Annotated in this window: 14 protein-coding genes; 12 read left to right on the forward strand and 2 right to left on the reverse strand. The window is 42.9% G+C overall.

The features are described from left to right. The gene (gene corA, locus FLP08_RS09960) at positions 1–1,080 is read right to left on the reverse strand and encodes a magnesium/cobalt transporter CorA (protein WP_156276464.1); all 1,080 of its coding nucleotides are present in this window, start codon (positions 1,078–1,080) and stop codon (positions 1–3) included. 147 nt (positions 1,081–1,227) lie between these two features. Between corA and recQ the strand changes: the two genes are divergently transcribed. Continuing rightward, complete coding sequence (gene recQ, locus FLP08_RS09965) at positions 1,228–3,339, forward strand: DNA helicase RecQ (protein WP_156276466.1); 2,112 nt, start codon at positions 1,228–1,230, stop codon at positions 3,337–3,339. 13 nt (positions 3,340–3,352) lie between these two features. Here the strand turns inward: recQ and truA are convergent, their stop codons facing one another. Further along, positions 3,353–4,141 (reverse strand): tRNA pseudouridine(38-40) synthase TruA, encoded by a 789-nt coding sequence (truA, locus tag FLP08_RS09970; RefSeq protein ID WP_156276468.1) that lies wholly within the window; start codon positions 4,139–4,141, stop codon positions 3,353–3,355. A gap of 142 nt (positions 4,142–4,283) precedes the next feature. On the opposite strand from truA, the gene FLP08_RS09975 reads away from it, so the two are divergent. The 11 genes from FLP08_RS09975 to FLP08_RS10025 all read left to right on the forward strand — a co-directional run bounded on the left by FLP08_RS09975 (position 4,284) and on the right by FLP08_RS10025 (position 14,851). Then, complete coding sequence (locus tag FLP08_RS09975; RefSeq protein WP_156276470.1) at positions 4,284–5,156, forward strand: AraC family transcriptional regulator; 873 nt, start codon at positions 4,284–4,286, stop codon at positions 5,154–5,156. Positions 5,157–5,277: 121 nt separating this feature from the next. Further along, entirely contained in the window at positions 5,278–5,820 is a 543-nt protein-coding gene (locus FLP08_RS09980; protein ID WP_156276472.1) for an OsmC family protein, read from the forward strand. Positions 5,821–5,911: 91 nt separating this feature from the next. After that, positions 5,912–6,988 carry a DUF3616 domain-containing protein gene (locus tag FLP08_RS09985; RefSeq protein WP_156276474.1) on the forward strand — a complete coding sequence of 359 codons (1,077 nt, stop codon included), beginning with the start codon at positions 5,912–5,914 and terminating at the stop codon, positions 6,986–6,988. 39 nt (positions 6,989–7,027) lie between these two features. Then, complete coding sequence (locus FLP08_RS09990; RefSeq protein WP_156276476.1) at positions 7,028–9,202, forward strand: S9 family peptidase; 2,175 nt, start codon at positions 7,028–7,030, stop codon at positions 9,200–9,202. Between the two features lie 4 nt (positions 9,203–9,206). Then, complete coding sequence (locus tag FLP08_RS09995; protein ID WP_156276478.1) at positions 9,207–9,695, forward strand: GyrI-like domain-containing protein; 489 nt, start codon at positions 9,207–9,209, stop codon at positions 9,693–9,695. An 8-nt stretch (positions 9,696–9,703) separates the two neighbouring features. Continuing rightward, positions 9,704–10,534 (forward strand): DUF1853 family protein, encoded by an 831-nt coding sequence (locus FLP08_RS10000; protein ID WP_156276479.1) that lies wholly within the window; start codon positions 9,704–9,706, stop codon positions 10,532–10,534. Then, a complete protein-coding gene (locus FLP08_RS10005; RefSeq protein ID WP_156276481.1) occupies positions 10,535–11,023 on the forward strand; it encodes a GNAT family N-acetyltransferase in 489 nt (162 codons plus the stop codon). It abuts the gene before it with no gap. A gap of 12 nt (positions 11,024–11,035) precedes the next feature. Continuing rightward, positions 11,036–11,791: a sulfite exporter TauE/SafE family protein gene (locus tag FLP08_RS10010; protein WP_156276483.1), complete on the forward strand. Its 756-nt coding sequence runs from the start codon at positions 11,036–11,038 to the stop codon at positions 11,789–11,791. A 39-nt stretch (positions 11,792–11,830) separates the two neighbouring features. Further along, positions 11,831–12,709, forward strand: coding sequence for a cation diffusion facilitator family transporter (locus FLP08_RS10015; RefSeq protein WP_156276485.1), 879 nt, complete (start codon positions 11,831–11,833; stop codon positions 12,707–12,709). A 134-nt stretch (positions 12,710–12,843) separates the two neighbouring features. Next, positions 12,844–13,998 (forward strand): baeRF7 domain-containing protein, encoded by a 1,155-nt coding sequence (locus FLP08_RS10020; protein ID WP_156276487.1) that lies wholly within the window; start codon positions 12,844–12,846, stop codon positions 13,996–13,998. Positions 13,999–14,116: 118 nt separating this feature from the next. Continuing rightward, entirely contained in the window at positions 14,117–14,851 is a 735-nt protein-coding gene (locus FLP08_RS10025; protein WP_156276489.1) for an NYN domain-containing protein, read from the forward strand. Positions 14,852–14,854 lie beyond the last annotated feature (3 nt).

A 14,854-nucleotide genomic window follows, 5' to 3' on the forward strand; every position in this document is an offset into this window, starting at 1 on the left:
CTATAACCACTTCTTCCTTTTAAAGTAATACAGCATTAAAAGGAATACGATGATCATCACGCCCCAGAGCACAAAATAGCTGTACTTCCATTGCAGTTCGGGGATATATTCAAAGTTCATTCCGTAGATCCCTGCAATGAAGGTAAGGGGAATAAAGATACTGGCCATGATAGTAAGCACCTTCATCACCTCGTTCATTTTATTACTAATCGTGGTCATGTACATATCCATAAGTCCCCATATCATTTCGCGATAGATATCGATATTCTCCGAGATCTGGATAATATGGTCATACAGGTCACGAATAAAATTACCGGTATGGGAATCTATAAGGTTGCTTTCCATTTTCTCCAGTCGGCTAATCACCTCTCGAAGTGGGAAAACAGCTCTTCTTATGCGAAGAATATTTCTTTTCAGGTCCTGGATCTCGTAGGTGATATCATCGCTGGGTTGGGAGGTGAAAAGGCTTTCCTCGAGCGCTTCTATCCTATCGCTAATATCATCTATCACCAGGAAGTAATTATCTATAATGGAATCCAGAAGTGCGAACATCAGGTAATCTGCACTGCGGGTCCTTATTCTTCCTTTGGCGGTTTCTATCCTCTCCCTGATAGGATCAAAAACATCACCATCAGATTCCTGGAAAGTAAGCACGTAATTCCTTCCCACGATCATACTAAGATGTTCGTTCTCTATCTCACCATTCTTGTAATAGAGCATCTTGGCAACTATGAACAGGTAATCCTCATATTCCTCTATTTTCGGGCGTTGTCCAGTATTCACGATATCTTCCATCACCAGGGGATGAAGTTCGTAATACTCGCCAAGTTTCCCTATCTCCTTTACATTGCTTAGTCCATCAATATTGAACCAGGTGATGCTGTCTTCGTCTACGAACTTAAATGCATCTTCAGGAGTGGTAGAACTAAACCTCTCCACCCTGTTAGCATTATAATCTATTACATCTAGCTTGGTTTCCGTAGCTTCTTTATGACCTACATAGGTCATGGTTCCCGGGATCTGGTTTACCGTTTTTGTATTCTTGGGTCGCCTGAGCATTAACTTTCTCCTTTTGGCCATTTGCGGAATAATATTTTTGATAAATGTAAGAATAATCCTGTAACAGGCTACCTGGCTCTACTTAAGACGAGGTTTTTCGAAGTTACTTTTCTGAATTGATGCCTAAAAAATTGAGTATAATCTGGGCTTAATTTTACCTTTGCCGCTATGAAAGATGCTGTGCTGTTAAAAACCCTGAAGGAATATTTTGGATATGAAAGTTTTAGGCCTTTACAGAAAAAGATAATTAATTCTGTCTTTGAAGCTAAAGACAATCTGGTGATCATGCCTACCGGGGGTGGTAAATCTATATGTTACCAGTTACCGGCTATCCTGCTTCCCGAGATCACCCTGGTGATCTCCCCGCTTATAGCTCTTATGAAAGACCAGGTAGATGGGCTGAATGCCAACGGGGTGCCCGCGGCATTTCTTAACAGCAGCCAGGAAGAGGCCGATAAACAGGAGATCTTTCAAAAAATAGACCGCAGGGAGATCAAGTTACTCTACGTCGCTCCGGAAAGCCTGCAGTTCGTAGATCGCTTTCTTACAGACGGAAAGGTTAGCCTTATCGCCATAGATGAAGCTCACTGTATCTCCAGCTGGGGCCACGATTTCAGGCCTGCCTATACCCAGCTGGGATACCTGAAGAATCGTTTTCCCAACACACCGATGCTAGCCTTAACCGCAACGGCCGATAAGGCCACCAGAAATGATATATGCAGGCAGCTGAATATCCCGCACGCACAGAAGCATATCGCCTCTTTCGATCGTAAGAACCTGAGCCTGGATGTACGCCAGGGCATCAAACGCTTTGAGCAGATCACAGATTTTCTCAAGAACCGGTCTAAAGAAAGCGGGATCATCTATTGCCTGAGCAGGAAGACCACAGAGGAGCTTTCAACCAAACTGCAAAGAAAAGGATTCAAAGCTGAGGCCTACCACGCGGGGCTGGATCATGAAGAGCGATCACAGATTCAGGATGATTTCATAAACGATAAGAAACAGATCATCTGTGCCACCATCGCCTTTGGGATGGGCATAGATAAATCTAACATCCGCTGGGTTATCCATTATAATATGCCCAAGAACCTGGAAGGCTATTACCAGGAAATAGGCAGAGCCGGTCGTGATGGGTTGGCGTCAGACACCCTTCTTTTTCACAGTTATTCTGATGTTATCCAGCTTCAGAAATTTGCTTCCAACGCCAAAAATCAAGATGTGCAGTTGGCAAAACTGGACCGGATGAAGCAATATTCTGAAGCCTTGAGTTGCCGCCGAAAGATCCTGCTAAGCTATTTTGGGGAATACCTGGCAGAGGATTGCGGGAACTGCGATATTTGCCGGAATCCACCGGAATTCTTCGATGGAACCATCATCGCCCAGAAAGCCCTTTCCTGTATCTTCAGGTTGAAGGCTGCTGAACCAATATCTACAGTTATAGATGTGCTGCGAGGTTCACAAAACGAGGTGATAAGAAGGAATAACTATCAGCAATTGTCAACTTACGGCATTGGCAAGGATATTTCCTGGAACCACTGGCAGCAGTACCTTATTCAGCTTATTAACCTGGGCTATGTAGAGATCGCTTTCGACAGGCATAACCACCTTCAGCTTTCAGAACAGGCCAAAAAGGTATTGTTCGAAAAGGAAAAGGTTTTCCTTGCAGATATTAAGGAACAGGAAGCCCGGGCCAAAGTAGAAAAGGCTGCCAAAACACCGGAGAATTCACTTTTTGAAAGGTTGAGAAAACTTCGCCTTGAGATCGCCCGGGAGGAAGACATTCCTGCATACCTCATCTTTAACGACGCCAGCCTTAAGGATATGGAAAAACAACGGCCTATGTCCGATTCAGAATTTTTACTGGTCGAGGGAGTGGGTCGTAAAAAGATGGAAGATTACGGTTACAGGTTCATTAAAGAGATCATAGCCTTCAGCAAGGAAAAGAGGGAAAAGAAAAAGCCGAAAAAGAAGAAAAAAGGAAACAGCATAAAGGAAACATTCCAGCTATATAAGGACGGCCTGAGCATCGAGGAGATCGCCCAGGAAAAAGGAGTGACCCAGAACACTATATTTGGTCATCTTATCAAACTTTATGATGAGGGTGAGAACGTGAACCTAAAGAAATTCGTACCCAGGTCTGATCTCAATGCGGTAAAACGAGCCAGGAAAGTGTTGGATAATACAGGTTCGCTTAGAGCCTATTATGAGCATTTTGAAGAAGCCATTCCCTATGAGAATATCAAGATCTCGCTTAAAGTGCTCGAAAAGGAATCAAATTAAAATGGACCTAAACCTAATCGAATTCTATTTTTTTTAAGATAAGGCCTGAAGCCGGGGCAATATAATCCATCTGTAATTGTGGACTGTCGGGTTTCAGGCTCTCTTCTATATCCTCCAGGCTCAGCTCTCCCCTGCCCACCAGGACCAGTGCACCCATCATTAAGCGTACCTGGTGGCGTAGAAATCCGGACGCATGAATATGGAAAATATAAGACCTCTCTGGGAAAAAGTTTGCCGTGTATTCAGTATTCTCTACGAGTTCAGACTTTAGCATTTCCCTTTCGAAAGTACTTTTTTCTGAAACCCGCACGCAGTAATTCCTGAAATTATGCTTTCCCTGGAAAAGGGCTGCCGCAGCCTTCATTTTTTCTATATCCAGGTCTTCCTGGAAATTAGCCATGAACGGAGCACAGAATGGATGGAATTTATCACCTACACTAAACAAATAAGCGTATTCTTTCGTCTTAGAATGCTGGATGATATTGAATTTATCATCCACAGCTTCGATACTTAGAGCCCTGATGTCCTGAGGCAGGTTCCTGTTAAACAGCTTGAGGAAAGCATCAAGATCTTCCAGGGGTTCATGGTCCAGGAACAGTTCAAATGCCGACTCTTCTGCTGAAACCATCGCATCTGTCCTGCTGGTTCCCAGGAGCTTGTACTTAGCATCGGGCATGACCCATCTCATGGTTTTGGTGATGAGGCCTTCCACGGTCTTTACATCGGGTTGCTTTTGCCAGCCATGTAGGCGATAACCCAGGTACTGGATCTTTATGAAGTAGTAGAATCGTTTACGGAACAAAGCTCAAATTTTGAGCAAAGATATCCATAATTATCTGCCTGCCTAAACCTGCAATTTCTTCTCATTTAAACCTTATTCACCTCCCCGGTAACAGGAAAATCCTTAAATTTATAAGTCTTTGATTATCAGGATCCATAAAAATATGATCGTAGATATATACAACTATTTTAAAAACAGGCCGGGCTTCAATAAACTTTTTGGAGAAGAATACTTGATCATAGAATATAAATGTCCGCTTAATGTGGAGAACTACCAGTTCTGGACAGACTCCAACCTCATCACTTTTGTAGTAAACGGTCGCAAAGACTGGATCTCTTCCGGAGATATTTTTCATATTGAAACTGGAGACGCTCTCTTTATCAAAAAAGGAGTTTATACTACCAGGCAATACCTGGACGTGGAATATTGCGTGATGCTTTTCGTTATGAGCGATGATTTCATCAGGAATTTTATACTGGGTAATTCGAACCTGGAACTCCGGCAGCATCAGGAACCTCACTCCTCCAGGGAGGTCTTTCCTATTGAAGTTACCGAAACCTTCCGCTCCCTGGTGTATAGCATCTTTAATTATTTTAGATCTGGTGATGAAATCCCTCGTGAACTGGTAGAGATAAAATTCAGGGAACTGCTTTTTAATATCGTGCTGAACCCAAAGAATTCAGGTTTGATCAATCATTTTATTTCGCTGAAAGACCAGGCCAGGTCCAATCTCGAGGAAATAATGCTTAAGAATTATCAATACGACCTAAAGCTGGAAGATTTCGCCAGGTTGACCGGCAGGAGCCTCTCCTCTTTCAAAAGGGACTTTAAAGAACATTTTGGTATTTCTCCAGGAAAATGGATTCTCAACCAAAGGCTAAACAGGTCTAAAAGCTTACTACTGGGCACCGATCTGAATATCAACGAGGTTGGTTTTGAAAGCGGATTCAGGAATAATTCCCATTTCAGCCAGGTTTTCAAAAAACGTTTTAATGCAACTCCCGGAGATTTCAGGCTGGCCCAAAATCAGCATTAGAAAATTGAGCTGAATTCTTAATAATCTGGACTTTTAAGAAAATACTCTAAACAATTACTGCTCTAAATTTGAGTAAATAACTTAGCTGAACCTGATTAACTTCAGCAAAAATGCTAAAATCATGAGAGCGAATTCAATTGTTAGACAACGTCAATTTCCCCTAACCAGAACTTACCAGGAAAACCCCGAAAAAGCTATGATCACAGATGTGGCATTGGTAGAGGGTAAAAATTTTGACCAGCCCTTTCATACCCAGGTATGCATTAACGACGAGCTACAGCTCCCTTTAAGAATAGGCGTTCACAGGGCCCTGGGTGGTTATCATGATCTGCCCAATCCGGGTGATCTGCTTTGCGCCACCCTGGTTGCTTGTTTTGAGAGTACGCTTAGAATGATCGCTAACAGGATAGGTATAGAACTAGAAAGTACTTTGGTAAAGGCAGAAGCTCATGTAGATGTACGCGGAACCCTTATGCTGGATAGAACGGTCCCCGTAGCCTTTCAATCTATAGACCTGGATATAAAAATGGGCATAAAAGATGGGATGAAAAGGGTCTCTCTATTACTCAAAGCCACTGAAGAAAGCTGTGTTATTTTTCAGACATTTAAAAAAGCCCTGCCTATCCTTATCAGGCATGAGGTGTTGGACCTGAAAAAGGCTTAATTATAAATCTTAGTTAATTTATAAAAGCTTCCTCTCCGGAAGCTTTTATAATTGCCCATATCTGAGTAGATTGAAGTAAATATCGAAGTTCATGAAACCCAGCCACAAGAAGATAGCCCAAAAGTGCCTTATCCAGTTCGAAAAGGACTTTCCTAATATGGAAGACCTAAGAACAGAAATTTCCAGTAGCCTGGCCACAGAGAACAATCTGTGGTTAAGCTATGACGAAGATGCAGGCATCGAAAGGTTGACCAGGACCGAGCGTGGTTATGGTTATCACAAACATTACGAGCTCTTCGATTTCTTCGATCTGCCCAATGCGAATGGTGAGGCAGATATGGAGGCCCTCGCTTACCAGGAGCCATATTTATGGTTTTGCGGGAGCATGAGTCTAAAAAGGAATTCACCCTCAGCCGATGACCCTGTCGAGAAACAACTGGAAAGCCTCTCGGAAGTGGCTACAGATGAAAACAGGTTCAGTCTTGGGTGCATACCCTGTATTAAAAAAGGAGATTCTTATGAGCTGGTCAGGGAAACAGAGTACGAAGGCAGGAAGATAAGAGCACTGATGCTTCGGGGCGGCACCAAGAGCACCGAGCTTCACAATGCCCTGATGCGCGATGAACATCTTGAACGCTTTATGATGATCCCCTGTAAGGATAATGGTTTTGACATTGAAGGCCTGGCGGTTTGCAATGAAAGGATTTTCATTGGTCTTAGAGGGCCTGTACTGAATGGGTACGCGGTAATCCTGGAAATAAGCTGCAAGGAATTTGACGGTGAACTATTGCTTTCTAAAAAACAAGATGAGGAAAAACTCTATAGGAAACACTTCGTGGATCTTCGCGGAATGGGTATAAGAGAACTGAACATCACTAAGAACGGCGACCTCTATCTGCTCGCGGGGCCCACCATGGACCTGGACGGCACCATAAGCATTTATAAGATCGAAGGTGGGCTGCCAGACCGGCATGGTAGCGTGATTCACGAACCCGAAAGACTTTTTGACGTTGCCCGCGGTTCAGAACTCGAACACGGAGCAGATAAGGCTGAAGGCATGGCCTTTTTACCGAACGGCCGCCTTTTGATCACCTATGATTCTCCGGTAGCAGAAAGACTTGAAGGAGATAACGGAGTATGGATGGATTGCTATGACCTGGAAGAATAGAATCTAAATCTTTATCTTGCCTATTATTAAATTGAACCTATGAAAACCACCCTACAAATACTATTTGTTTCCTGTCTATTCACCTTCAATCTTTTTGGACAAAACGAGGAGGTTTCCACACAGGATTATGAAAGAGCCGTGAGCTTTCTTGCTCCCAATACAGACTCCCTTGTAATACGTAAGCAGGTAAACCCGGAATGGATAAACAAGCAGAGTTTTTGGTATAATATAGATACCGAAAGTGGAGAGGAATATGCACTCATAGACGCAAAATCTGGAAAAAAAAGAGCTGCTTCAAACCTGGAAAAACTTCTTAATGATTCCCTGAAAAAGGACATAAGTGAGGATATAAAAACCTCAAATCCCGAAATAATTTCTCCCGATGGCACTAAACTGGTGTTTATAAAGAAATGGAACCTATGGATACGAGACCTGAAAACAGGAAAAGAAATCCAGCTTACCCAGGACGGGATAGAGAATTATGGCTATGCTACAGATAATGCCGGCTGGAAAAAAAGTGATCAGCCAATTTTACTATGGTCGCCCGATTCCAAAAAGATCGCCACCTATAGGCAGGATCAACGACATGTTAGTGATATGTACCTGGTGACCACCAATGTGGGAGCACCGAAATTACAGCAGTGGAAATACCCTTTACCGGAAGACGAAAAGGCCATCCAGATAGAAAGGGTGATCATAGATACAGAGAAGCAGGAAGTAATTCCTTTAAAGATAGACCCAGACCCAAGAAGAGGAACATTATGTGACAATATCAATTGTTCAGGTACCTTTGATGATAACGAATGGAGCGAAGATTCTTCCAGGCTTTATTTTGTCTCTACATCGAGGGATCACAGATCGGCAAAATTAAGAATGGCTGATGCCCGCACCGGGGAGGTCAGGGAAATCTTCGAGGAAAAGGTGGAAACCCAATATGAATCTGGACGTGGGCAGATCAACTGGAGTTATTTAGACGATACAAATGAGATCATCTGGTATTCAGAAAGGGATGATTATGGCCATCTTTATCTATATGACGCTGCTACCGGTGAACTGAAAAACCAGATCACCCAGGGTGAATACGTTGTTACAAGGGTCTCTTATGTAGATGAAAAAAACCGATCTATCTATTTTCTGGCCAATGGAAAAAATAAGGATGAAAATCCGTATTTCAGTCATCTTTATAAGATCGGCCTAAACGGGAAGAACCTGCAGGAGCTTAGTCCGGAAAAGGGGAATCATTCCATAAGCTGGTCTCCAGATCATCAATATTTCGTAGATAACTACTCCACCCCTAGCCGTCCGAACATCGCCCTGCTAAAAAAGGCAGATGGAAAAGTAATTATGAAGCTGGAAGAAGCCAATATCGAAAAGCTCAAAGAAACAGGCTGGAAAGCACCTGAGGAGTTTTCGGTAAGATCGGCCAATAAGGAATGGGACTTATACGGGCTTATGTTCACTCCCACTAAGATGGATCCCAATAAAAAATACCCTATGGTTAATTATATTTATCCCGGACCCCAGGGTGGTAGTATCCGAGACTGGTCTTTCAAGGCTTCGCGTCGGGACCACCAGTCACTGGCCGAGCTGGGTTTTGTAGTGATCGTACTGGAAGGAACCTGTAACCCTGGAAGGACAAAGTCTTTCCACGATGCCTGCTATGGAAGCCTTGCGGAAAACACGCTTCCAGACCAGATGAGCGCCATAGAACAACTGGCAGATAAATATTCTTATATAGATACTACGCGAGTAGGCGTTTGGGGACATTCCGGAGGCGGATCTGCCACCGTAGCGGCCATGTTCAAATATCCTGATTTTTATAAGGTAGGGATCGCAGAATCCGGGAACCATGATAACCGGAATTATGAGGATGACTGGGGAGAAAGATATATCGGTTTAATGGGCAAGAATCCAGACTCCTCTTCAGCCTATATTACTGATGCGAACGCCCAGTATGCCGAAAACCTGGAAGGAAAGCTATTGCTTGCCCATGGCGCACTGGACGATAATGTTCCCCCTTATCATACTTTACTGGTCGTAGATGCATTGATAGAAGCTAATAAGGATTTTGATCTTTTGATATTTCCACAGGCAAGGCATAGCTTTGGTGACTATTTTTACTATATGATGCGCAAGCGTTGGGATTACTTCGTGAAACATCTTAAAGGCGTGGAGCCACCGGAGAATTTCGAAATCGAACTTACCAAAGAATAATACTATGAAAGATCCTGATATCAAGAATATAGAGGCAAAGAAACTGGTGGGCATAAGTCTGCATACGAGCCTGGCCGATGACAAAACGGCCCTGCTCTGGAAAAGGTTCATGTCCAGAAAAGATAAAATCAAGAACAAACTTAGCGATGATCTATATTCGGTTCAGGTCTATGATGAAGGCTTTATCGAGGGACATTTCAACTCGCAGTCAATTTTCGAAAAATGGGCCGCATTAGAGGTCGAGGATTATTCTGAACTAGAGGAAGGCATGAAAGGCCTGAAACTTCCGGGAGGACTCTATGCGGTTTTCACCCATCACGGCACTTCCAAGGAATTTGCTGGAACAGCCAGGTTCATCTTCGAAGAATGGTTACCGGCTTCAGAATATCAACTGGACGACAGGCCCCATTTCGAGGTACTGGGAGAAGATTATAAAGGCCCGGAAAATCCGGAATCAAAAGAAAAGATCTGGATCCCCATCAAAAAAAGTTAGGTTTCAACTTGGAGCATTGCAACATTTTTCAACAATTCAGGGGTTTTCTTGATACACCCGATATTTTTACCGGGAATCCTTCATGGGATTTCCTTAGTTTCCAATTTCCCCAGGTACAGATCACTGAAGATCTATTAAAAGACCTGGAGAAACTGGACCATCCCAGGAATTCGGTACTCGGGAAACGCATGGAAAGTTTCTTCGAGATCGCCATACAGCATAGTGAAAGATATGAGCTGCTGGCATCAAATATTCAGATTATAGCAGATAAAAGAACCTTAGGGGAACTTGATTTTCTTATAATGGACAAAGAGAGTTCGCGGCCACTGCATGTAGAACTCGTATATAAGATCTATGTTTTTGATGCTGAATTTCCTCCAGGAAATGAAAGATGGATTGGTCCTAACCGGAAAGATAGTTTCCCAGAAAAGACCTCAAAATTAAAGAAACGACAGTTCCCTCTTTTATTTAAGGAGGAAACCGAAACTTACCTTTCAAAATTAGGAATAAATTCTGCGGAGGTCGAACAAAGGCTCTGTTTCAAAGCACAGCTTTATTTACCTAATGCGGAAACAAAAGCAGAGCCGGGAGTGAATCCTGAATGCGTCAGGGGAAATTGGTTTAGTTTTAGTCAATTTAAAGAAATGGACTGGCAGGAAAATGAATTCTTTTGCCCCAAGAAAAAGTTCTGGACCTGTGATCCTGAATATAATTCAGATTGGATGGGGTATTCAGGTTTCCTGCAAGAGGTTGAAAACCTGTTCGACAGAAAGAAGTCACCACTGGTATGGATGAAAACCAAAACCTCTTATCTTAGGTTTTTCATAGTTTGGTGGTAAATGATAAGACCTATTACATCGGGAGATGGCCGGGAGATCCTGGAAATATATCAGCTTGGGCTGGAAGGCCGCAATGCGACCTTTGAAACACAGGTGCCTAACTGGAAGGACTGGCAGGAAAAATTCCACGAACATTCCAGGCTTGCCTATATTGAAAATGAAAAACTTATCGGCTGGGCAGCGATCACGCCTTTTTCCAAAAGAGAAGTTTATCAGGGTGTAGCCGAGCTGAGTATCTATGTTCACCCGGAACATTCCGGAAAGGGAATTGGGTCCCAACTTATGGAAGCCCTTATCGCTTCTTCAGAAGACAACGGCATCTGGACTTTATTTTCAAGCGTATTTCCAGAAAACAAGGCCACCATCCGTCTACATCAAAAGTTTGGTTTCAGGCTGATGGGGCGACGGGAACGAATCGCCAGGTTAGACGGTATCTGGCGGGATACTCTTATATTTGAAAGAAGAAGCACTAAAGTAGGTACCGACTAAATTTTCAGCTTAATGAGTGAAATTTTCCAGGACATCCAATTAATATATCTGCCTGTACTTTTTCTAGCCGGGGTTTTGGCCTTTATAATCTCAACTATTTCCGGAGGCGGCGGGGCACTTATCCTGGTCCCCTTTTTAAATTTTCTTATAGGCAGCACCAGGACCGCCCCGGTGATCAACCTCGGGACTTTTATAGGAAGGCCGGCAAGGCTTATTTTATTCTGGAAAAATACTAACTGGAAAGTATTCTGGTACTATGTGCCTGCCGCGATGCTGGGAGCATGGATCGCGGGATGGTTCTTTACCCAAATTGAAGCTTCCTGGCTGCAGGTACTGGTAGGAATATTTCTAATTAGCACCGTCTTCCAGTACAGGTTTGGAAAAAAGCAAAGATCCTTCCCCGTACAATTATGGTATTTTATTCCACTGGGCTTTATGATTTCTTTACTGGGAACCGTCATAGGAGCTCTTGGCCCAATTCTCAATCCTTTCTACCTGAACCTGGGTCTTGATAAGGAAGAGCTAATTGCGACCAAGACGGTGAATTCATTTTTTCTGGGAATTTCCCAGATAGGCAGCTATACTTTCTTCGGTTTGCTTTACCTGGAATTATGGATCTATGGTCTTGCCCTGGGGCTTGGGGCCGTAATTGGAAATATCATAGGAAAGAAATTCCTAAGCCAGATGAAAAGCATCATTTTTCGAAGACTATTGATCATATTGATGGTAGTAAGCGGAATTTTACTAATATATAATCAGTTGAAGTAACTTATTATTATAATTTTGTGCCTCTAAAAAAAATCAGCCATGCAGCCTGCATTCAGGGAAGCAATTAAAGCCTCATATTTAAGCATTATAGGGAATGCCCTGCTGGCTATTGCCAAGGCTATCACAGGGATCTTCGGAAATTCCTATGCGCTTATTGCAGATGCCATAGAATCTACTACAGATGTGTTTTCTTCCCTTTTGGTTTTACTGGGTCTAAGGTATGCGGCAAAACCTGCCGACGAGAACCATCCTTACGGTCATGGCAAGGCAGAACCACTCATCACCTTTATGGTGGTAGGCTTCCTTATTGTTTCGGCCACGGTGATCGCTTACGAAAGTATAGAAAACATACAGACCCCGCACGAGGTTCCGGAGCCCTATACCCTGATAGTACTGGCTGTGATCATCATTCTGAAGGAGGTCTTTTACAGGTTCGTTTCAAAAAAAGGAGATGAGACCGAGAGTTCTGCTCTTAAAGCTGATGCCTGGCATCACCGCAGTGACGCCATTACTTCGCTGATGGCTTTTATAGGAATCTCCATAGCGCTCATTATGGGAAAAGGATATGAGAATGCTGATGACTGGGCAGCCTTACTCGCTTCAGGATTCATCCTTTTCAATGCCTACCTAATACTTAGACCCGCACTGGGTGAGGTGATGGATGAGCACCGGTATGAAGGCATCGAGGCTGAAATCAGGGAGATCGCCCATGCCAATCCCGGGGTAGTTGAAACTGAAAAATGTTTTGTTCGCAAGACTGGGATGACCTATCATATAGACCTTCATATCGCAGTAGATGCTGAAATCAGTGTAAAGGCTGGCCACGATATAGCACACAGAGTAAAGGATGATATTCTGGAAAGGATACCGCAGGTGGCCGATGTGCTTATCCACGTTGAACCAGATGACGAATTGTAGTTCAACCCGCTACCGCACTAAGAAAATCATAAGACTTATTAAGAAAGATTTAGCACAAACCTGGGCTCTCAGGCTTTGATATAGCTCACTTTAAACGTATCTTAAAGTTTAGAATTAACCAAAAAAATAGAGTTATGTCGATGATCAATGAAAAAGATTTTAAACAACTGGCGAACTATAAAAATGAGACCTGTGTTTCTATTTTTATTCCAACCCAAAGAGCAGGAAAAGAGGTGCTTGAAGAAAAAAACAAGAAGCACCTTCATTCTGAATGGACCCAGATAAAGAAGAAGCTAAAGGAGGATAAAGTAGCTGAAGAAGTAATCGATAAGATTGGAAAGCCTATACAATCCCTTATTGAGGATCGCGATTTCTGGCGCCATCAATCTGATGGATTGGCGATATTCGCTTCGGCCGATTTTTTCGAAAAATATACCCTGCCCGTAAATTTTGAAGCGTATCATTATATTTCAAAAGAATTTTATGTGAAACCTCTGGTTCCAGCAATGACCGGGGATGCCAGGTTTAATATCCTGGCCATTCAGCTAGAGGATGTAAAACTATATGAAGCCTCCAGGTACAGTATTGCCCAGTTAGATATTGAAGACCTAACGCCAACTCGACTTGAGGAACGCGTAGGATATGATTACCGCGAACGTGTATTGCAGTTCAGGACGCAGGCCGAAGGTGGGGATAAAACCCAGTTCCACGGTCACGGTGGCAGCGAGCGTGATGAAAAGACCGAGATCAAACAGTTCTTCAGGGCTGTAGACCAGGGAATAAAGGATTACTTACAAAAGGAGAACCTTCCTCTAGTAGTATTCTGCCAGGATTATTTCTTCCCTATTTACCAGGAAGCCAATACCTATAATCACTTATTCGACAAAGTGGTACCGGGAAACCCTAACGATACCGATCTTATGGGAATTCATGGAAGGGCACTGGAAGTTTTTGAACCATATCTAAATGAGAACAGGGACAAGAAGATCGAAAAATACAAGGAACTCAGCAGTACCGAAAACACTACATCTGCCGTAAGCGATATCATCCCGGCAGTATACCAGGGCAAGGTAGATACCTTGTTTATCGAGAACCGTGCTGAAGTATGGGGTAAATACAATGAAGATAATATGAAAGTGGAATTCAGCGAAGACCACCAGGATGGAAATATTTCCCTTTTGAACCTGGCTGCCCGTAAGACCATCGAAATGGGCGGAAAAGTTTACCTGGTTGAACATGAGTTCATGCCACAGAAAAAGTCTAAAATGAATGCCTTATTAAGATTTTAAACTCTATTGAACTGTCTGGGCTTTACTGAATTTAAAGCCCAGACAGTTTTCTTATTCTTACCTATACCTAAAAAGACTAAAATTTAACCTTAACTTTAGTCACCCAAAAACACAAATAATGGAAACTAATTTAGCCGTGCTTATAGACGGTGATAATATACCTTCAGCTCATGTTAAGGAGATGATGGAAGAGATCGCCAAGTATGGCAATCCTACAATAAAAAGAATTTACGGTGACTGGACAAAGCCTCACCTGAACAAGTGGAAAAACGTTTTACTCGAAAATGCCATCCATCCCATTCAACAATATGGCTATACTCAGGGAAAGAACGCGACCGATTCGGCTATGATCATCGATGCGATGGATATCTTATATTCCAACAAAGTAGATGGATTCTGCCTGGTCTCCAGTGATTCAGATTTCACCAGGCTAGCTACAAGATTACGTGAAGCCAGCATGAAAGTGATCGGAATCGGGGAAAAGAAAACTCCAGATCCTTTTATCGTGGCCTGTGACAAATTCATCTATATTGAGATCCTGAAAAACAATTCCAAGGAATCTGAAAATGGTAAAGCCAAGGAAAAGGATACCAGAAAACAGAACGTCGATAAGATCACTCCTGCAGTTATTCGCCTTATCGCACAAACGATTTCTGATGTGGCCGATGAAGACGGCTGGGCTTTCCTCGGAGATGTAGGTAGCCTGCTTCAGAAGAAGCAACCTAATTTCGATTCCCGTAATTACGGGTTCCAGAAATTAACCCCGATGATCAATTCCATCAACAAGTTCGAGATAGAATCTAGGGAGAACACCAACTCCAAATTCAAACTTATTTACGTAAGAAATAAATGATCT

Origin of the sequence: Christiangramia aestuarii (assembly GCF_009735585.1) — a bacterium.
GTDB lineage: Bacteria > Bacteroidota > Bacteroidia > Flavobacteriales > Flavobacteriaceae > Christiangramia > Christiangramia aestuarii.

Coding starts and splice junctions, on each gene's coding strand:
- FLP08_RS09995 (WP_156276478.1), top strand. CDS start 9,207: ATGAAAGATCCTGATATCAAGAATATAGAGGCAAAGAAACTGGTGGGC.
- FLP08_RS09980 (WP_156276472.1), top strand. CDS start 5,278: ATGAGAGCGAATTCAATTGTTAGACAACGTCAATTTCCCCTAACCAGA.
- FLP08_RS10010 (WP_156276483.1), top strand. CDS start 11,036: ATGAGTGAAATTTTCCAGGACATCCAATTAATATATCTGCCTGTACTT.
- FLP08_RS09990 (WP_156276476.1), top strand. CDS start 7,028: ATGAAAACCACCCTACAAATACTATTTGTTTCCTGTCTATTCACCTTC.
- FLP08_RS10005 (WP_156276481.1), top strand. CDS start 10,535: ATGATAAGACCTATTACATCGGGAGATGGCCGGGAGATCCTGGAAATA.
- corA (WP_156276464.1), bottom strand. CDS start 1,080: ATGGCCAAAAGGAGAAAGTTAATGCTCAGGCGACCCAAGAATACAAAA.
- FLP08_RS09985 (WP_156276474.1), top strand. CDS start 5,912: ATGAAACCCAGCCACAAGAAGATAGCCCAAAAGTGCCTTATCCAGTTC.
- FLP08_RS10015 (WP_156276485.1), top strand. CDS start 11,831: ATGCAGCCTGCATTCAGGGAAGCAATTAAAGCCTCATATTTAAGCATT.
- FLP08_RS10020 (WP_156276487.1), top strand. CDS start 12,844: ATGTCGATGATCAATGAAAAAGATTTTAAACAACTGGCGAACTATAAA.
- recQ (WP_156276466.1), top strand. CDS start 1,228: ATGAAAGATGCTGTGCTGTTAAAAACCCTGAAGGAATATTTTGGATAT.
- FLP08_RS10025 (WP_156276489.1), top strand. CDS start 14,117: ATGGAAACTAATTTAGCCGTGCTTATAGACGGTGATAATATACCTTCA.
- FLP08_RS09975 (WP_156276470.1), top strand. CDS start 4,284: ATGATCGTAGATATATACAACTATTTTAAAAACAGGCCGGGCTTCAAT.